At 52.1% G+C, this 18,676-nt stretch carries 18 protein-coding genes; all 18 read right to left on the reverse strand.

Annotated features, from left to right (window positions below; genetic code table 11):
• Positions 1–43: 43 nt before the first annotated feature.
• Positions 44–2,572: an S-layer homology domain-containing protein gene (locus NSS64_RS26715; protein ID WP_341142118.1), complete on the reverse strand. Its 2,529-nt coding sequence runs from the start codon at positions 2,570–2,572 to the stop codon at positions 44–46.
• A 158-nt stretch (positions 2,573–2,730) separates the two neighbouring features.
• Positions 2,731–3,825 carry a toxic anion resistance protein gene (locus NSS64_RS26720; RefSeq protein WP_341142119.1) on the reverse strand — a complete coding sequence of 365 codons (1,095 nt, stop codon included), beginning with the start codon at positions 3,823–3,825 and terminating at the stop codon, positions 2,731–2,733.
• Between the two features lie 13 nt (positions 3,826–3,838).
• On the reverse strand, positions 3,839–4,558 hold the full coding sequence (locus tag NSS64_RS26725) for a hypothetical protein (protein WP_340945206.1): 720 nt from the start codon (positions 4,556–4,558) through the stop codon (positions 3,839–3,841).
• A 36-nt stretch (positions 4,559–4,594) separates the two neighbouring features.
• Positions 4,595–5,650 carry an ATP-grasp domain-containing protein gene (locus tag NSS64_RS26730; RefSeq protein WP_341142120.1) on the reverse strand — a complete coding sequence of 352 codons (1,056 nt, stop codon included), beginning with the start codon at positions 5,648–5,650 and terminating at the stop codon, positions 4,595–4,597.
• Positions 5,647–6,483 carry an HAD family hydrolase gene (locus tag NSS64_RS26735; protein WP_341142121.1) on the reverse strand — a complete coding sequence of 279 codons (837 nt, stop codon included), beginning with the start codon at positions 6,481–6,483 and terminating at the stop codon, positions 5,647–5,649. Before NSS64_RS26735 ends, NSS64_RS26730 begins: the two co-directional genes overlap by 4 nt.
• A complete protein-coding gene (locus tag NSS64_RS26740; protein WP_341142122.1) occupies positions 6,480–7,634 on the reverse strand; it encodes a cysteine protease StiP family protein in 1,155 nt (384 codons plus the stop codon). Before NSS64_RS26740 ends, NSS64_RS26735 begins: the two co-directional genes overlap by 4 nt.
• Positions 7,631–8,923 (reverse strand): phosphoribosyltransferase family protein, encoded by a 1,293-nt coding sequence (locus NSS64_RS26745; RefSeq protein ID WP_340995450.1) that lies wholly within the window; start codon positions 8,921–8,923, stop codon positions 7,631–7,633. Before NSS64_RS26745 ends, NSS64_RS26740 begins: the two co-directional genes overlap by 4 nt.
• 76 nt (positions 8,924–8,999) lie before the next feature.
• Complete coding sequence (locus NSS64_RS26750) at positions 9,000–10,208, reverse strand: HpcH/HpaI aldolase/citrate lyase family protein (protein ID WP_341142123.1); 1,209 nt, start codon at positions 10,206–10,208, stop codon at positions 9,000–9,002.
• Positions 10,209–10,441: 233 nt separating this feature from the next.
• Entirely contained in the window at positions 10,442–11,185 is a 744-nt protein-coding gene (locus NSS64_RS26755; RefSeq protein WP_036723548.1) for a TerC family protein, read from the reverse strand.
• A gap of 27 nt (positions 11,186–11,212) precedes the next feature.
• A complete protein-coding gene (locus NSS64_RS26760) occupies positions 11,213–12,538 on the reverse strand; it encodes a TerD family protein (protein WP_341142124.1) in 1,326 nt (441 codons plus the stop codon).
• Positions 12,539–12,632: 94 nt separating this feature from the next.
• Positions 12,633–13,214, reverse strand: coding sequence for a TerD family protein (locus tag NSS64_RS26765; RefSeq protein ID WP_036723550.1), 582 nt, complete (start codon positions 13,212–13,214; stop codon positions 12,633–12,635).
• 50 nt (positions 13,215–13,264) lie between these two features.
• Entirely contained in the window at positions 13,265–13,840 is a 576-nt protein-coding gene (locus NSS64_RS26770) for a TerD family protein (RefSeq protein ID WP_076085949.1), read from the reverse strand.
• A 29-nt stretch (positions 13,841–13,869) separates the two neighbouring features.
• Complete coding sequence (locus tag NSS64_RS26775; RefSeq protein WP_076085946.1) at positions 13,870–14,466, reverse strand: TerD family protein; 597 nt, start codon at positions 14,464–14,466, stop codon at positions 13,870–13,872.
• A 111-nt stretch (positions 14,467–14,577) separates the two neighbouring features.
• The gene (locus tag NSS64_RS26780; RefSeq protein WP_340945219.1) at positions 14,578–15,024 is read right to left on the reverse strand and encodes a tellurite resistance TerB family protein; all 447 of its coding nucleotides are present in this window, start codon (positions 15,022–15,024) and stop codon (positions 14,578–14,580) included.
• 257 nt (positions 15,025–15,281) lie between these two features.
• On the reverse strand, positions 15,282–16,013 hold the full coding sequence (locus tag NSS64_RS26785) for an amino acid ABC transporter ATP-binding protein (RefSeq protein ID WP_341142125.1): 732 nt from the start codon (positions 16,011–16,013) through the stop codon (positions 15,282–15,284).
• A 5-nt stretch (positions 16,014–16,018) separates the two neighbouring features.
• A complete protein-coding gene (locus NSS64_RS26790; protein ID WP_340945223.1) occupies positions 16,019–16,666 on the reverse strand; it encodes an amino acid ABC transporter permease in 648 nt (215 codons plus the stop codon).
• A gap of 96 nt (positions 16,667–16,762) precedes the next feature.
• A complete protein-coding gene (locus tag NSS64_RS26795; RefSeq protein WP_036723560.1) occupies positions 16,763–17,578 on the reverse strand; it encodes a transporter substrate-binding domain-containing protein in 816 nt (271 codons plus the stop codon).
• 216 nt (positions 17,579–17,794) lie between these two features.
• A complete protein-coding gene (aguB, locus tag NSS64_RS26800) occupies positions 17,795–18,670 on the reverse strand; it encodes an N-carbamoylputrescine amidase (RefSeq protein ID WP_036723561.1) in 876 nt (291 codons plus the stop codon).
• Positions 18,671–18,676: the final 6 nt, after the last annotated feature.

The following is an 18,676-nucleotide window of genomic DNA, read 5'->3' on the forward strand; positions in this document are numbered from 1 at the left end:
GTATGTGGGGAAGCGGGATAATATGAGCAGGATTAGCGGAGAATCAGTCAGTCAAACCGCCAATATAATAATTAAGCGCCTTATAATTAGCATCATAGAACAGGATAATGTAGTCTTCCGGCTGTCCATTCCGCGCCGCATCATCAGATAACTGAATTCGCTCATAAGGATAGATACTGTTAGTATTCCGGTAATCATTTAAATACTGTACTGCAGATTCTGCAGAGAATTCTTGCTTAGCTGCTGCCAACGCTGATTTAGAGGTCGCTGTGAAATAGGCCGCCTCGGGATGCGTTTTCTGATAATCTTTTACAGATACATAGTCTATACGGGTACCGTTATTATAATCCCGGACCAGCTTAACTCCATCCCCAATCTGTGCCGCCGTTCCGTCCCACAACGGCCGCTTCGATGAGAAATCTACCAGCTTGGTGGTATAACGTATTGCTTGCCCTGCCTTATTATAATAGACCACTGTAACGTAATTCTGTCCGCTCTTATCTGTCACCGGAAGAACTACTGAATGAATGTCAGCAAAATCAAATTTCCCATAAGGGCTTGATTGTGCTAAATCTTCTGCACGAACAGGATTGGCTGTAATGTAATACGAGAAGCTGCCTACGCTTTCCTTCAATTCATCTGGGAAACCCATCAAATTCATACTTATTGTCTTGCCGTTGAATTGATTATATCCATCAATAATTACGGATTGAACCAGATCCATATTCTGTAGTGGTCCCGATCTCTTTGCGTCCATAAGAGCTAATACAGCATTCTTAAGCTTAGTCTTTCGTTCTCCCCAATTGAAAGAATCATCAAACGGCAAGTAGGCTCTATAAGCTCTGTTAACTGCATCTTCATCCATTAAAGTTACATTCGAAGGAAGCTCGTCAATTCTTTTCATGGCTGCTTCTAATTTCAGGTCTGTGCTAAGTATCACCTTACCCGTGTAATAACCCAATGGCTTCATCTCGGAATCCAGGAAAATAATGGTGTACTCGCCTTCATTATGTGTTTTGTTATTATATAATGTGTCATAAGCAAACGGGATATAGCCCGGTGACGAAGCACCTGCTGCTGCATTAGAGGATACTGTGGCATCAACCACACTGACCCAGCCGTCTCTGTACACTTTACGCGAAGCATGAATGATATCACTCAATTCCAAATTCAGGTTACTGTCCATATAGTACTTCGGGGTAATTGTATATCCCACTGCTCTTCCGCCAAATTGCAAAGCAGCATCTTCCACATCAATAGTATCCCGATAATATACTTGGGAAGACACTGTGCTGAATTTCTCCTGGGTAATAGTCACACCACTGTTTAGTAACATTATACTGCTATAAGCCTCAGTAACTGAGGGCTGCAAATTCACCTTTTGAGTATAGAATCCGGTCACTTCATTAGATGAATTCCGTACCACAACCGAGACATATTTATCGCCTGCTGTGCCAATCCTGCTCTTTGGAATCGAAACACCGGTATATGTCAGCGTCTTCAACGAGTATCCAGTACTAATAGAAGCGTACTGGAGATTGGTAAGCTCCCAGTGGAGATCTCTAGGGCTGATCGGCTTCGCTGTTACATAATAAGTTATCTGGTCATTTAGACTGATAGTGCTTCCAATCACCCTGCTATAATCAACTTCTAGATAAACTGCATTCGTAACTGAATCGTCAGGGCGAGAGGTGATGCTGATATCCAGCGCCGGAAGCTCCTTGACCGGTAATTCATTAACAGGTTCCGGGCTTGGCGTCGGTGTCGGTGTTGGAACCGGCGTTGGTGTTGCCGCCGGAGCCTGGGTTGGTGTCACCTGAGGACCACCGCCCCCGCCACTACCGCCGCTACTTCCTCCCGCAGCTACAGCAGCAGTTGCAGTTGGTGCAGCTGTAGCTGCGGGAGTAGCCGACGGTGTTACGGCTGGAGCAGGCGTCGAAGCTCCCTGTGCAGATTGACCCGTTAGAGAGGCTGCCGCATCAATCAACGCCAAGGATTCTGCACGGGTCAAGGGTTTGACGGGCCCGAAGGTTCCATCCGGATATCCTTTAAGCACCTTCGCTGTGACTGCGGCAGCCACACTCCCTTTACTCCAGGATGCAATCTGGCTTGCATCACTGAATACCCCCAATACCTCTATACTACCCGCGTCCAGCTTCAGCAGCTTGCTGATTATAACTGCCGCTTCCTGACGGTTAATCGGAGCATTCGGGCGCATCTCATTGTTGAAGCCCTGGATATATCCAGCCGCTACAGCCTTTGCAACCTCACTATACGCCCAGCTGGTAGGCGGCACATCGGAGAAATTCACCTTACTCTGTTCCGTAAAATGATAAGAACGGTTGATGAGCGTCATAAACTCCGCTCTGGTTATGGTCTGGTTCGGTTTAACCGATCCATCCCCGAAGCCTTTAAGCAAACCGCTATCCAGCCAGCTCTGAATCGTTTGCTGGGCCCAATGTCCCTCATAATCCTTTGTCAATGCAGACTGGGCTGCCGCTGTCCCCAAAGAACCAAACAGCATCCCCGCTCCAACTATACCTGCCAGTATTCCTGTTAATTTTCTGACCATCAATATTCTCTCCTTGTATGTACGACTAGAACCTTCTCATAATAGCTCACCGGAATATATTAGTAAATTAGAAATTTAACAGTAAAAAAGCCTGCTGAATACCTATCAGCAGACTTCTCCATCATTCTATAAAAATTGTACCCGCCACATTCAAATCATCAGTTCAAAAAGCTGCTCAGCCCGCTCTCCGCCTGCTTCAAAGCCTGCGGCTGTGAACCCTCATTCAGCCCGAGCCGGTTGTTCAGCTCGGTGTTGATGGTGGTCATTTTGGACGTATAATCCTGACAGCTCTCGATGATCCGCCGGTTGGACTGCTCTGAGGTATCCAGGGCGCTGAGCAAGTCGCCAATAGCCTGATTCACGGCTTCCAGCGACATGGACGGCTTGGAGAGCAGCTCCGTTGTCTTCTCGGTCGTCGTGCGCAGCAGCCGTGCATTCTCCTTGAACTGGTCCTCAATGGTCTTGTTGGTGGCTTCGACCGCATTGATGACATTCTCCTGATCGGCCAGGGACATGGCAATCATCGCCGAGACGGTGATCAGATTAGAGGTCTTATCGATCGCGTTGTTTACGGAATCAATCAGCTTGTCATTATTGTCATTGATGATATCCGTTGCCGCAATCGCCTGATTGTAGAGCAGAATCATCTCGGTCATGGACTGAATCCGCACCATGACCTTGCGCAGCCCGCGCTCCAGATACGCTTTGCGGAACTCATTCTCGGGCTTGGCGATCTCCACCTCGAACAGCTCCTTCAGCTTGTTGCCGAAGGCGATCTTGGTCTGGAGGTTATAGATCTCCTCCATGGAGGTGCGCTTCAGCTGGCGCATATTGACGATGCTCTCCTCCAGCGTATCCCGGCCGTCACGCAGACCGGTGATAATGGCATCAATGTTGGTGCGGACCGACTGATATTTGTAGACATAATTCTTAAGCGGGCTTTTGCGCAGCATTTTGCCGAAGAAGCTGACATTCTTGCTCTGCTGAAGTGTCTCGCACTCACCCCGCAGCTTCATAATCATATTGGGCACTTCCACCCGCTTGCCGCTCATCAGGTCATTAACGGGGCGGTCCAGCAGCTTCAGCGTCTGGCCTGCCTTCTCCTGCGTCTTCACCCCAAGCTTCCCGATATCATCCATCAGGGAATCCAGTGCCACCGTGTCAGTCTTGGCTACCTGCTCAATTAACTGGGAAGCCTCCTGGACTACCTTCTGCTCATCTTCTTTTCTAAGCTCAATTAACTGCGTGGACATGGCTATCCTCCTCCTATAATTCGGAACTGCTGTAGCGCTGATGAATCAGTTCCGCCTTGGTCTGAAGTTCCATCAGGTCTTTGTGCTCGATTGTCGACGCAATATCGGAAATTTTGGCATCGACATCACGCAGACCGTTCAGCAGCATTCTCCGGTTTCTTGTCTTGGCTTCGCCCCCCAGGCGCAGGAACGGATTGATTACTCCATTAAGGTCCTTCAGCACCAGCCTGCGGACGGTATGGTTAATCTCGCCGTTGCCCAGCTCCTGCAGCAGCGGAATGACACGCTGCAGCCTGGCGAACAGCGCCAGCGACTTCTCGACAATTTCATTGTCCAGCGTATCCTTCTGCCCTTCGGAGATGATCATATCCTCTAGGATGCCCAGATACTCCACCACCGGAGCGAACTCTGCTCCGATCTGTATGTCCTCCCTGTGTCCGGCACCCGAATGGGCCGGGGAGGCCTGTCCCGCAGCAGCAGGAGTCGCAGCAGCGGCAGCAGACGAAGCCTGCGGCGCGGCGGACGATGCCGCCGGAATCACCTTCGGCTCCTGTCCGGCAGGAATCACCTCTACCGGAAGATTCACTCTGGTGCGCCTGAGCTCCGGCACCGCAAGTGCGGCTCCGATTACCGGAAGCAGCAGCGAGACCAGCTCAGGCAGGAAGCCGCTGGTCAGTACGGCTACGACATAACCGGCACCGGCATACGCCAGTACTTTGAATTTAGCTTGCATTCCTTCTCACCTCTTATGAGCGTGAATGCTACACGCTCAATTCACGGAATCCGTAATGACGGATTCTCCGTTTATTCTCATGATCAGCGGCTGCTCGACATGGCTGGCCAGGACATTATGCTCGAACGACGCAGGCAGAACCTCGCCTCCGAGCGCGCTTTTGACAGCCAGATAAGGGAAGTTAATTCCAGACAGACAGGAGATATGCAGGCCGCCGGACATCCGCGGATTGATCTCCAGCAGCTTGGGCACGCCGCCGCTGTATTTCATCTGGATATTGAAATTGAACGGAATCCGGTACGTCTCAGCCACCCTGCGGGCCACCTCCGCAAGCTCCGGGATATATTCCATCAACCGCAGGCGGCCGCCTGCTTTCCGGCGTGGGACTGCGGCCAGCAGCCTGCCCTTCTCATCTGACAGGCAATCAATACTATATTCATATCCCTCCAGCAGCTCCATCACCATCAGGTTAGGAAAGCTCCCGGCTTCAGCAAGGATGCGGTAAGCCTCCCCGAAGGAGATCAGCGGGGTCACATGGCCGAACAGCTCCTCCACGGGACTGCGGTCATTGTCTATGATCCGGAATCCGAGTCCGCCTTCCGTCTCGGTAGGCTTGAAGCAGACCTTATGCCCTTTGGCTGCGAGGTCTTCATAAGCTTCCCTGAACTCCTCTGCATTACTAACTACATGATAATCAGGAATTGTCATAATCCCGGTGGTCTTCACGCTCTCATAGAACTTGCCTTTGTCCATGATCATCTCCAGCAGATCCAGATCACGGCAGACCAGCACCTTCGTCCCGATCTCATCGAACAGCGATGCATGCAGTGCGATATCGAGCATATGCAGCCGGGGGATGAAGATATCAATCTCGTTCCGGCGGCAAAAATCAACACAGAACTGCACGTATTCAATGCCTTCGAGCGCAGGCTCGGTTGCGGCCACATCGGCGCCTTGCAGCGACATATGGTGGATATCCGGGTGGGTGGCGAAGATTTGCACCGGAATCCCGTCTTCATTGCTTCGGATGAGATTCATATAATGATAGGCAACAGAGAACCAGCGGTTGAAATATATATTTACCTTTTTCATGGTGGCGGTCCAACTCCCAATGCTGTCGAATGTGTATAAATCCTGTGAACATACTGCATAATCTCATCCGCGGCAAATACCCCCGGCCGCTCTGTAAACGGATACTCTAAGTGTACTAAACCCGCCTGCTGCTCGGCAAATATTTCTCCGTGGCAGGGAGCTATGGCATAGTCGGCGGCGGCGAGCAGGCTCTTGTCCAGAAGGGAATCGCCTGAGGCGACCATCGGCTCCGAATGCACAGTGCGGCGGACATGAAGAATGGCATCGCTTTTGTTCACCGCCTCCGGCACGATATAGAGCTTGCGCCCCTGCAGGGATACTCTCCAGCCAAGCTCGCCCAGCCGTTGAGACATCCGGACAATCTCCTCTAGCGGCAGCGAATCCCGGTGAACCACGAAGGTATAGAACAGCTCATCGCAATACCGCCGGCTAATGATCCATTCTTCCTGAACAACAGCACGCACGATGCTTTCGGCTTCTTCCGCCGCAGCGGAGCCGCGTTCCACCGCTCTGCCGACAGCCGTCCGCCAATCCTGGTCCACTATCCCGTTCACAAGAATATTGCCGCCATTGCTGGTGATGGCATAATCCGGAATGACCGTCTCCTGGAACAGGTTAATCCGCCGGTACTGGGCAATCGTACGTGTAGTCACCGGCATGAAGACAATCTTCGCCGCCAGCTCTATCAGTGTAGCCAGAGCCTGCTGTGAGATATACGATACCGTTCTGCCGTCAACAACCTCTGCCGGAACCAGACCCGGGGTATCCTCAGGAACGCCTATCGCGCTAAGAGAGTAGATCAGCGTGCGGTCCAGATCGCTGGCGTAGATCATTCACTCTCCCCTTTCAGCGGCTTGATGATGCCGCAGCAGGAGTAGGTCAGCCCGGGATAGACCTCTACCGGCACGCCCCGGTCCTCCGCCAGCAGCAGAATATGCCGCAGGTTGGGATTGTCCAGCCTGTCGACAAGGATTCTCCAGGGCACTCTTCTCAGCAGTACACGTGTCGTCTCCCCCACTCCGGGCTTCACCAGATTGATATTATCTATGCCGAAGGTATCCTGGATACTGCGGATATCGGCCAGCCCCTGCCAGGTAATCTCCGGCGGATGCTCCAGCATCTCCGCAGCCTGCACAAATGCCTCTGCTGCTACTTCCGCGAAATACGGGGTAATCGCTTCAACGAATACGTTGGACAGATCACTGTCCAGCCATTCCTTGTAGAATTTGGCCCCGTGGAATTCCTCTGGCCCGATCAGATCATCGCGGAGCACCGTACGGCTCATCAGGCCGGATACCGTGGAGTTCAGGCAGGCGCTTGGAATCAGATAATCCTCCCGGGTGCCGTAGGTTCCCGAGCAGTGCCCGGGATCTGCGAGTACCGCCAGATCATCATTTAGCGTAATGCCATATTTATTATGCATACTCTCACAGGCCTCTATCAGCACCTGCCGGATGGCCCCCTTACCGGTCCAGCCATCGATGAATTGCAGCTCGGCATCCCTTCCATGCTGCTGCAGCATGTAGAGCACCGCATTCTCATCAATCCCCTTGCCGCGGATAATCGAGATGCTGTAATGCGGAAGATCCGCTCCATATTTCTCAAGAATATAACGTTTGATCAATACTCCGATAGGTGTGCCCGCTCTCGCCAGGGAGACCAGCACGGTATTCGCCGTTCCCCGCCGGGCTACAATCATCTCGGACACCACAGCTACAGCCAGCGCCACCTTCTTCGCAGTCTGCTGCAGCGTCTCATGAAACAATTCGATATACTGCTCTGTCGGCTGGTACTCCACCGGAAGCATCTCCGAATAATGCACGCCGGACTGGATCGCTTCCTCCCGCTCGGCCGTTCCCCGCTCCAGGGATACATTGCTTAGATCCTTGAGCAGGAAGGTAACGTCGGAAGCAGGATAGCTGCCCAGTGCCACCGGAGGGGATATTGTTCTATTGTGAATGGCTTCGATATCTATTCCCTTCATAGCCCTGAGCCTCCCGTATCTGGTTCTGGGCTGAGCACAACAAGATGTACCTTATTGCCCGCCAGCCTCTGTAAAATATCCGTCATCGGTGCAATCCGCTGCCGGGGCACCTCGCGTTCCAGCAGGACGAAGATATCGTCATACTGGCCGGGGTCCACATTATAGATGAAATTCTTGATCTCCGTGTCGCCTGCGGACGGATAGGCTGCGGCGCTGTGCACGCCGTAATCCGCACGCCGCTCGGGATGGATCGGACTGCGGGTTGAGGACTGGTACAGCACGCCCTCTCCCATCTCTGCAGCGATCCGCATCGGCAGATACATGAACTCGCCTACGCCCATCACCAGGGTACGTCCGCCTTCTCGCAGCCCCCGGAGCTGCCTGGCCACACGGCTTACACCTGCATCTATCCGCGCATTATCCGCAGACTCCAGGCCGAAGCGGCCGCTGTGCTTCAGATAAGGCGATGGATTGATAACGCCCAGCCCATCCGCCGAGGTTACCGGAAGCCGCTCTAAGCCGTCGAATGCATAAGTAGTTACAAGCTCTGCGCCTGTGGTAGCAGCGGCTCCGTTACCGGCTGCAGGCTGCAGCAGCGGAACCCCCTCAACCTTGATGCTCCCTTGCAGCAGTGATAGAGCTTGTATGCGTATCCCCAGCTCCAGCTCCAGCTCACGGTACGCCTGGATATTAGCTTCACTCCGCCAGTCCAAGAGAGAAGCCACTACATACTCCCTGCGCGGGAATTTGGACTGGATGTCCCGGATCGTATTAATCGCCGTATTACCGGTCGTAATCTCGTCATCCACTAATACAATCGGCTCTGTCCCCGATAACAGTCCGGCATTCAGGGCATAGCAGAGATGATCTACGGCGTGGGAATGCTCCTCTTCAAAGGTCACCACCGATTCCAGCTCAGGAATCAGCTCACGCGTGGTATGAATATAGGACGCACCGCCGGCGAATGCATTATACATGCTGTGGCCAAGGGCGGTAGCGGTTTCGGCGAACCCGATAAACAGAACCGGCTCAGGCAGAGCCAGGCGCGCAGCAAGCAGCGCATGATAAGCTTCTTCCGCAACTTCAGGATGGATCAGGCCATGAACGGCCTGGTTCATCAGCGGTTCCATCATCTCCCGGTCAGCGGTATCCGCGCTCATCTCCAGATACAGGAGCAAGGCGAGTGCCGCTCCGCTAAGCAGCGGGGTATAGGGCCCTACGGGAATGTGCTTGCCAAGCACTTTGCTGACGAACAGGAAGGAGCGCTTCTTATTGATTCGTGCAGCCATAGAGAACAAGGACTCCACAGGCATATGAAAAGGATTGGAGGTTTCTGTTACCGTAACCTGCAGATTCTCGACGATATTAAACGTGTGTGTATTCGTTCTCGGGTAGTAATCCGACAAAATGCTGTTGTTCATGTAACACCCCGTATATTTGAGATCGTAATAAAATTCGTCTGGCCCAGTTCAAATGAGGCTTGATTTCATTCATTTTGTTATAGTATTCACTCTTGAACACGCCGCGGCTGCCATCGTTGCTGTCTACAATACTTAAGGCATCCACATACTCTTCATGCATTACGGTATACATCGCCTGCACGGGTCTGAGGTGGGAGGGGTGGATAATGGTTTTGCCCACAATGCCGTTCTCCTTGTCCAGAATTACTTCCCGGATCAGCCCGTCCATCGAGCTTGAAATGAAGCTGTTGCGCATCTCGCGGCCATGCTTGCCGTAGGTATCCTCGAAGGGTGTCTCCCGCAGCTGCGGGCGGAGGACCCGGTGTCCTTTGCTGGAAAAATACTCCCACACAGGACCCGAGATCACGTATCCTTCCTCCACACGGCCAAAGACGTTAATGATATCCGACATGCAGTCACGGATCGGCGTCAGGTCATAAATACTGATATCCGGGCTGCGCCGCAGTCCGAACAGACTGGAGAAGTCCGTCGCTCCAATCCGGACATTCAGTACATACTCGCGGTATTGCCCCAGCAGATCGCGCACCCCAAGCAGAGTATCCATCCGGCTCTCCCGGTAGATGATCGGTGCATTCTCCAGAATCGGCATCCCGTACAGCACCGGGGCGGAATAGCTGCGTGTGTCATTGTAATCGGCAATGGCCTCGAAATAATCCGTACCATTCTCTACGGAGAATTTGGGGAAGACGAAGCCGGTCAGCATGGTGATTAATGATCCCAGCCGAAAGATCAGATCCCGCAGCTGTGCAGGGTTACGCACCCGGATGAACAGCAGCGGAAGACTGCCGCGCTGCTCCGGCTCATTCTCCGCATAAGCGGACAGGAACGCCAGATGCCTGACGATGGATTCTTCGGCATAATCCACTTCACCATCCCCGATGGCATCCTCCAGATCTATGATTACCGTAATAAGTCCTGAGGCTCTCAGCTTAATAATATCTTCGGCAACACTGGCACGGGTGGCCGGCATATAAAGGGCTGCTCCGACGGCATAAGCCAGTAAATCCTTGCGGGTAGTATGATCAAATGAAACCGGCGGAACATGGAATAATGAGGCTTCCTGTTCTTGTGTGAGGTAATCGAAATATCTCAAGGCCCTTCCCCCTTAATGTTGTGCCAGCACAATACAAATGACCTCTGGCTGCGAGCAGAACCAGCTATGCCGTCCTCTCGGGGACGGTATCCGGCTTGCTTAGAACCCAAGCAAAGGCCATGCTATAAACCTATTACGATTACCCGAAAGGCGTGCCGGAGTCCACCCTTCCCGTGAACCCCGCGCCTTCCTGCACAGCTATAAAGGATAAAGAGATGAAGCACGCAGAACCATCAGGCCTTGTGGTTCTCAGCCTTCTTGCGTTTGCTTGCGCTATACACAATAGTACCTGCAAACACCGCAATTAGAATACCGAAGAAAATTACATGCGGCAATTCATAGCCGAAGGCTCCGGCAAGCATTTTACCGGCAATCAGTGCAATAAGCAGGAATGCTGTCTGTTCCAGTTCAGGATATCTGGCAATCAGCTTGAGGAACACCTGTGCCACTCCGCGCATCATCAGTACGCCGAGAATACCGCCCAGGAAGAGTACCCATACTTCACTGCTAAGACCAAACGCAGCTACCACGCTGTCAATACTGAAGGCAATATCCATTAATTCAACGAGGAGTACCGTCTTCCAGAAGGAGGCGCCTTTATTCTTAATCTCTCCCTCTTCTCCGCTGCCCTTGAACAACCCTTTGTAGGCAATGTAGAAGAGATACAAGGCTCCAAGCACCTTCACCAGCGTGAATTTGACGAGATAGGTCCCCAGCCCAATCGCCAGGAATCTGAATACATAAGCACCGATAATACCGTAGAACAACGCCTTACGCTGCTGCTCCTTCGGCAGGTGCTTAACCATGACCGCCAGTACAAGCGCGTTATCAGCGGACAGCAGACCCTCCAGCAGAATCAAGCTTCCGATTATCCCCCAGCTGACAGGGTCGGAGAGCGTTCCTGCAATATCACTCCATGAGAAGAAATGCCCATAATTCTCACCGATACTCCTAAAAAAATCACTGAACCAGTCCATTCCACTTGCGCCTCCGGTAATATCAAATTATTTGCTTCCCGCTACCCAGCGAAGCCCCCAGCCATAAGCCTCATCCATCTCCCTGTGACCGCTGAAATATTGCACGAGCCGTTCAATACTGAAGGTCTCGTTATCCACATTCCGGATCAGCGCGATGGCGCACATGCCTTTACGGTTGTTATGCTCGTCCAGATTAACGATAATATCCGGTCCTCCATCCTGCTTCAGGGTAACCACTCCATCCGCTTCAGACCAGTTGGTAACTCCTTTGTAAATAAAGGCAAACACCAGAATCCGTTCAATCTGGGCGACCTTACTTCCGTTTATACGCAGATTCTCGCCAGATGTTACGGAGCCGGTCCGATCATCTCCATCGAGCATGATGTACGGCGGCTGCTGGAGGTTGCCGAACGCATTGCCCAGTGCCTGCACCACGCCTTTGCTGCCATTCTTCAGCTCATACAGACAGGCCAAGTCGAGATCTACCCCGCCCTTGTTACGGCTGAACAGCCCTCCGCCCTGCTTCTGGTTCCAGTTCAGGTTAATGAGCAGCTCACCCAGACCGGAGGCGGATTTCTTCAGGTTAATCGAATCGCCCTTCTTCTTCAGCTCAATCTTCTTCAGATTGAGATTCAGCGCCGGTGCGGGAGCAGCCTCCTGCTTAGGGGGTGCCAGTGCAGGCGGTGGCGGAATCACAATATTCGGTCTGGATGACTCTGCGCGGGGCGGCGGCACTTGAAGCGGCGGGCGTCCCGGCGGAGGCGTCTGTTCAGGCGGCTTCGGTGCCGGCGCAGGCTCGTCCTCTACTTCTATGCCATAGTTGCCGCAGAGCGCCTTAAGCCCGCCCGAGAAGCCCGCAACAATCGCACTGTATTTCCATTCTTCACCATGTCTATATAATTCTCCAACTACAACAGCCGTTTCCACAGAGAACTGATTTCCAAGGTTACACCGCAGAAGCTGCGCACCTGTCGCCTGATTCACGATCCGGCACTCCGCTTCACTCATTTGTCCGAACATCTGCTTGCGGTTTTCTCCGTCATACAGAGTAAGCGTGAAGGCAATCTTCACTATGTTTGCCGGAATCCGCTCCAGCGAGACCTCGAACTGCTTCAGTCCGCCCGAAGCCGTACCCGGCACATCCTTATAAGTGATATATGGAGTAGACGGGTTATTGTAAAAGATCAGATCGTCGTCACTGCCGACTTTACCGCCAGCTCCAAGCAGGAATGCGGAAGCATCAATATCCATGGAAGACGGAGCTTTCCACCCGATCTCAACCGTAATGCTGCGGAGCCCCGGGTTCCCTTTGGTCAGGTCTGCTTTCTGTCCTTTGACTACTTCTGTATTCATTCTTACGCCACCTTTATACATGGATAAGAGCGCAACTTATCAGATTTTGTGTATAAAAAGGGCAGGATCGATGATGATCCCGCCTTTGAAGCTCTTATTGCGCGTCCAGCCCGTAGTTTTTGCATAACGCGCTTAGTCCGCCGGCGAAGCCGCTGCCGATCGCCTGGAATTTCCAGTCCGCCCCCTGGCGGTAGAATTCACAGAAGACCACAGCCGTCTCGGTGGAGAAATCCTCGCCCAGATCGAACCGCAGAATCTCACGGTCACTGGATGCATCCACTACGCGGACGAAAGCGTTGGAGACTTGTCCGAAGTTCTGTGCCCGGGCCTCATAATCATAGATCGTGACCGTGATCCCGATCCGCTGAATATTGGCAGGCACCAGGCTGAAGTCTACGACGATCTGCTCATCATCCCCGTCGCCTTCCCCCGTACGATTGTCGCCTGTGTGGGTTACAGATCCAGTACCGCCGCTTGGGTTGTTATAGAATACAAAGTCATTTTCGCTTTTGGCTTTGCCGTCCTCATGCAGCAGGAATGCTGATGCATCAAGGTCGAAATCCTTGCCGCCGCTGTACTTGTTTGTATCCCAGCCCAGTCCTACAACTACCTTGGTCAGACCCGGATTAGTCTTGGTAAGATCAATCCGCTGTCCTTTGGAAAGACTGATCGTCACTGTCAAAAACCCTCTTTCCTTACAGATTTAATTCCCGTAATGTCAGAGCCTTATTGCAGACCGTAATCACGGGTCAAGCCGGAGAGACCATCCTTGTAGCCGCTGCCAATCGCATTGAATTTCCATTCTGCGCCGTTACGGTACAATTCGCCTACAACTACGCCTGTTTCAACGGAGAAATCTTCACCCAGGTCAAAACGGATCAGTTCCTCACTGTTCGCATCGTTGACGATACGTACATAAGAACGGGAGACTTGTCCAAAGTTCTGGCTTCTGGATTCTGCTTCATAGATGGTAATGGTGAAGGCAATCTTGTCCACATCTGCAGGAACATTAAGCAAATCGACTTGAACCTGCTCATCGTCTCCGTCGCCTTCCCCGGTACGGTTATCGCCGGTGTGTACGACAGAAGCGTTCTCGTTCTGCTTGTTGTTGAAGAAGATGAAGTTGGTTTCTTTATCTACTTTACCGCTGGCATTCGTCAGGAACACGGAAACGTCAAGGTCAAAGTCCTTACCGCCGTCGTATTTATTCGTATCCCATCCTAGGCCGACTGTGATTTTGGACAAGCCTGGATTCGTTTTGGTTAAATCAATTTTTTGTCCCTTGGATAAGTTAATAGCCATGAATAGAGCCCTCTTTTCTCAAATTGGATTTAGATATAGCGTTCTGCCAGCTGATTGATATGCGCGGCGTGGGCCGCTTCACCGATGGCTGCGAATTTCCACTCTTCGCCATGACGGTACAGCTCACCGCAGATCAGTGCCGTGAAGCCTGTATAATTCTCTGTCAGATTAAACTTAACCAATTCTGCATTCCCTGCCGCATTAATGATGCGGATATACGCAGATTTGATCATTCCGAAATCCTGCTTGCGGTTCACCGCATCGTAGATGTTAACCACAACAAGGACCTTATGGACATCGGCAGGAATCTGCTTCAGATTCACCATGATCTGTTCGTCGTCCCCGTCGCCCTCACCCGTCAGATTATCCCCCGAGTGGACTACAGAGTTATTCGCATTCTGTTTGTTGTGAAAGCAGACAAGGTTCAGCTTGTTCGTCAGCTTGCCGTTCTCATTCAGCAGCAGCGCTGAAGCATCGCAGTCCACATTCGCCTGTTTTTTAACCCCAAAGAATCCTCTTGCCGGTTCGGCAGGGTCCCAGCCCAGTCCTACGATTACGTTAGACAGTCCGGCATTGCCTTTGGTTAAATCGATCTTCTGACCTTTTACCAGATTAATTCCAGCCAACTTGAAGTACCTCCGTTTCCAGATAGAAGTATGCTTGCGGGTGTTACATCAGTGATACGGCGATGAATCGCCTAAAGTTTCAGTAATTAGCAAATGAAATCCAGCCTGTAATTACAGGCTGAATTCGCTTGGGCTAAGTCCCAGTACATTGCAGATATTCCGCACAACCGCTTTCTCATGCTCATCGAAGTCACCGTCTGCTGCACCAATCGCCGAGCATACGCCCACGATTAACCGTCCAACCTCCGGTTTGCCGTTGAACTTCCCGATGGCCTTCAGCGCTTCCTGCTTACCGATCTCCGGCGAGAATTCGAAGTTGCTGACATAGTAATTGAACTGGGCAATGACGTCCCTCATGTCAAATACCTTGAGTTCATTGCTGAGATTCATATATCCCGCCATCTTGTTCTTCTCAGCTTCCTCAATCTTGCCGTCAGCAGCAGCAACCAGCGCGCAGCCCGCCACCACCGCGTTCATAAAGTCTTTATTTTTAAATTTCTTCACTTGATCCGTCAGTCCGCTCTTGGTGGTATTCAGCCAATTCTTGAATGTGCTCATCGTATTCTCCTTCTATCATTATGGAATTATGACCAGCAGAAAGCCTATGCCGTCTTATTAAGCACCCTATCCTTTTCTGCCGGAAATATAAGGATCAATCATTATGCAGAACCGCTGTCATCCTTATACTTTAAAAAAAGATATCTCCGAGCCTCCTCCCCGCCACCCTGGGCAGCTATTCACGCTTGGACTTATTGCCTATTTCTTACTCTTCTAATATAACCGATTAAATAACAATATTCTACTTTAGGCGATTCTTACAGCACCTTGGACAGAAACTCCCGTGTACGCTCATGCGACGGGCTGCCGAACAGCTGCTCCGGCGCACCCTGCTCCACTATGGCCCCTTGCTCCATAAAAAGCACCCGGTCCCCCACTTCACGGGCGAAGCCCATCTCATGGGTCACCACAACCATAGTCATCCCCTCAAGGGCCAGCTCCTTCATTACGGCCAGCACCTCGCCCACCATCTCGGGGTCCAGGGCCGAGGTCGGCTCGTCGAACAGCATGATCTTCGGCTCCATCGCCAGCGCCCGGGCAATCGCCACCCGCTGGGCCTGACCGCCGGAGAGCGAGGCAGGATACATCTCCGCCTTCTCACTGAGGCCCACCTTTTGCAGCAGCTCTACAGCCTTCTGCCTCGCTTGATCCTCCGTCCATTTCCGCACCTTCATCGGGGCCAGCAGGATGTTCTCGATCACTGTGCGGTGCGGAAACAGATTGAACTGCTGAAAGACCATCCCCACCTCAGTACGGATATCGTTAATCCTTGTGCTCTTGGCCATCAAGGAAGTACCTTCAATGAGAATATCGCCCTTTTGCGGCTGCTCCAGCAGATTAAGGCAGCGCAGAAAGGTCGATTTGCCCGAGCCCGAAGGCCCGATGACGACCACAACCTCCCGGCTGTGAATGTCGACGCTGATATCCGTCAGTACCTGATGGGCACCGAATGATTTGTGCAGATGCTTGACTGAAATAACCGGTTCCATAGGGGTTACACCTTCCGTTCGATATAATTAAGCAGCTTGCTGAGGGAGTAGGTCAGGATGAAATAGATCAGTGCAGCGGTCAGATAAGGCTCCCAGATCCGCAGGTATTGGCCTTTCATGGTATTGCTCCAGTACATAATCTCAGGGGCGGCAATCAGCGCCAGCAGCGAGGAATCCTTAACAAGTACGATGAATTCATTCCCGAAGGCGGGAACCATCCGTTTGATGGCCTGGGGCAGAATAATGAAGCGCATCGCCTGCTGCCGGGTCATTCCTAGGGATAGGGCCGCTTCCCGCTGACCGGGGTCGATGGACTGGATACCGGCGCGGAAGATCTCCGCAGAATAGGCGGCGGAATTGAGCGACAGCGCCACGAATGCGCTCATCAGCGCATAGGTTTTGCCATAGAACAACGGGATCAGCCCGAAGTGGACGATCAGAATCTGCACATAGAGCGGCGTACCGCGGAAGAGGTTAATATACGCGTGAAACGGCCAGCGGAAATACCATTTGGGCGCCATTTTGCCGAAGCCGATAATCAGCCCCAGCAGGGAGCCGCACAGAATGGAGACCAGCGATACGCCGATGGTGAACAAAGTCCCTTTTAGCAGAACCGGTAAATAATGAACGATGATGTCGAATCTGAAATCCATAGAATTCTTCCCTTCTCTTCTGCTTGTGGCTTGCTCAAAAAAAGAAGCACGCGCAATAGCAATCATTACGCATGCTTAGTTGTGCCGGCCCCTATGCTACTTCGCGTTCATAAGCGCCGCCGTATCCGGCTCTTCGCCGAACCATTCCTTGTAGATCTCCGCATATTTGCCGTTCTCGATGACCTTCTTGATTGCCGGGTCCAGCTTCGCCTTCCATTCACTGCCCTTCGGATACAGGATACCGTAGTACTCGGAACCGAAATTCTCCTTGTCGATAATGCCTGTCAGCTTCTCCTTCGGGTTGTTCTTGATGTATTCGTTCACGATGGCGATATCCGCAACCACCGCATCCGCTCCGCCGCCGTTCAGCTCCATAAGCGCTACCGCATTGCTGTCGAACCGCTTCAGATTGCCGTTGTCGACGCCCATAATGCCGCTCATCAGCTCATCTGCTGTCGTGGCTGCCTGAACCGCAACCTTCTTCCCCTTCAGGTCCAGGGCGGATTTGATGTCGCTGCCTTCCTTCACCATGATCATGTTCGTAGATTCGAAATAAGGGATGGAGTAGTCATAGGTTTCCTTGCGCTCATCTGTAATTGATACCGAGGATACACCCGCCTGATATTCAGTACCCTGCTTCACACTCGTCAGCATGGTATCCCAGCCTGTGTTGGTGACCGTGTAATCGATGCCGGCCTCCGCCATCACCGCCTTAATGAAATCAATGTCAAAGCCCTTGATCGTATCGGTATCCATATACTCCATTGGTGCATAGCTGGCATCGGTAGCAATTTTGAGGCTTTTCCCGTCCGCACTGCCGCCTTTCGCATCATTACCAGAGCTACAACCCGCCATTGCCAAGACCAAGAGTGCTACCATACCTGACATCGCCCACTTTTTCCGGATTCCCATTCTCCAATCCCCCTACTTTTTGTAAAATAACTTAAGGAGATTTTATCAGATTAAAGTAGTGATGACAATTAACTTTATCCTTTTGTGTAATATAATATGACATTATTATCGATATATTGTAACATCTCATGCAAAAAAGCAGCCAAAATGCCCCGGAGAGAGCTCCGGCAGCATTCTGGCTGCTTACTGAATGGTCTATACATATTAGCACATAAGTTAGAAGGTCAAATCGCCGTCATAGGAAGCAATCATCCGGTACAGCTCCGGACGGCGGTCACGGAAGATCCCCCATTCAATCCGGCCGACCTCAAGCGCATCCAGATCAAATTCGCTGACCAGTACAGTCTGCTCATCCCGTCCGGCTTCGACAATCTTGTTGCCCTGCGGACCAGCGATGAACGACGAGCCGTAGAAGTCAATGCTGGAATCCTCGTCAGTCTCCTTGCCGATCCGGTTGGAGGCTACGACAGGAATCAGGTTAGCAGCAGCATGCCCCAGCATGCAGGTCTGCCAGTGATCCTTGGAATCAATCGACCCATCCTGCGGCTCCGAGCCGATTGCTGTAGGGTAGAACAGAATCTCCGCACCCATCAGGCTCATCACCCGGGCAGCTTCCGGGTACCATTGGTCCCAGCATACGCCGACTCCGATTTTGGCATAGCGGGTATTCCACACCTTGAAGCCGGTATCGCCCGGGTTGAAGTAGAATTTCTCTTCATAGCCCGGACCGTCAGGAATATGGCTCTTGCGGTATTTGCCCATCACGGTTCCGTCCGCATCAATAACCGCCAGCGAGTTGTACCGCGCATAATTCTTCTTCTCATAAAAGCTGATCGGCAGCACCACCGCAAGCTCCTTGGCGATGGCCTTGAAGTGGTTCACCGCCTTGTTCTGCTCCAGCTCCGTAGCATAGGCATAGTAATCCGACTTCTCCTTCTGGCAGAAATACGGCGTCTCGAACAGCTCCTGCAGCAGAATAATCTGCGCACCCTGGGCGGCTGCCTCTCTTACCAGTGTCTCCGCCTTGCGGATATTCTCATCTATGTCGCCGGAACAGCTCATTTGCGTCGCGGCTACTTTTACTTGTCTCATGGTTGT

The organism is Paenibacillus sp. FSL H8-0122, assembly GCF_038005345.1.
Taxonomy (GTDB): domain Bacteria; phylum Bacillota; class Bacilli; order Paenibacillales; family Paenibacillaceae; genus Paenibacillus_AQ.

Excerpts from the sequence above, each read along its gene's own strand:
- NSS64_RS26715 (WP_341142118.1), bottom strand. The coding sequence starts at position 2,572 with ATGGTCAGAAAATTAACAGGAATACTGGCAGGTATAGTTGGAGCGGGG.
- NSS64_RS26720 (WP_341142119.1), bottom strand. The coding sequence starts at position 3,825 with ATGTCCACGCAGTTAATTGAGCTTAGAAAAGAAGATGAGCAGAAGGTA.
- NSS64_RS26725 (WP_340945206.1), bottom strand. The coding sequence starts at position 4,558 with ATGCAAGCTAAATTCAAAGTACTGGCGTATGCCGGTGCCGGTTATGTC.
- NSS64_RS26730 (WP_341142120.1), bottom strand. The coding sequence starts at position 5,650 with ATGAAAAAGGTAAATATATATTTCAACCGCTGGTTCTCTGTTGCCTAT.
- NSS64_RS26735 (WP_341142121.1), bottom strand. The coding sequence starts at position 6,483 with ATGATCTACGCCAGCGATCTGGACCGCACGCTGATCTACTCTCTTAGC.
- NSS64_RS26740 (WP_341142122.1), bottom strand. The coding sequence starts at position 7,634 with ATGAAGGGAATAGATATCGAAGCCATTCACAATAGAACAATATCCCCT.
- NSS64_RS26745 (WP_340995450.1), bottom strand. The coding sequence starts at position 8,923 with ATGGCTGCACGAATCAATAAGAAGCGCTCCTTCCTGTTCGTCAGCAAA.
- NSS64_RS26755 (WP_036723548.1), bottom strand. The coding sequence starts at position 11,185 with ATGGACTGGTTCAGTGATTTTTTTAGGAGTATCGGTGAGAATTATGGG.
- NSS64_RS26760 (WP_341142124.1), bottom strand. The coding sequence starts at position 12,538 with ATGAATACAGAAGTAGTCAAAGGACAGAAAGCAGACCTGACCAAAGGG.
- NSS64_RS26770 (WP_076085949.1), bottom strand. The coding sequence starts at position 13,840 with ATGGCTATTAACTTATCCAAGGGACAAAAAATTGATTTAACCAAAACG.
- NSS64_RS26780 (WP_340945219.1), bottom strand. The coding sequence starts at position 15,024 with ATGAGCACATTCAAGAATTGGCTGAATACCACCAAGAGCGGACTGACG.
- NSS64_RS26785 (WP_341142125.1), bottom strand. The coding sequence starts at position 16,013 with ATGGAACCGGTTATTTCAGTCAAGCATCTGCACAAATCATTCGGTGCC.
- NSS64_RS26790 (WP_340945223.1), bottom strand. The coding sequence starts at position 16,666 with ATGGATTTCAGATTCGACATCATCGTTCATTATTTACCGGTTCTGCTA.
- NSS64_RS26795 (WP_036723560.1), bottom strand. The coding sequence starts at position 17,578 with ATGGGAATCCGGAAAAAGTGGGCGATGTCAGGTATGGTAGCACTCTTG.
- aguB (WP_036723561.1), bottom strand. The coding sequence starts at position 18,670 with ATGAGACAAGTAAAAGTAGCCGCGACGCAAATGAGCTGTTCCGGCGAC.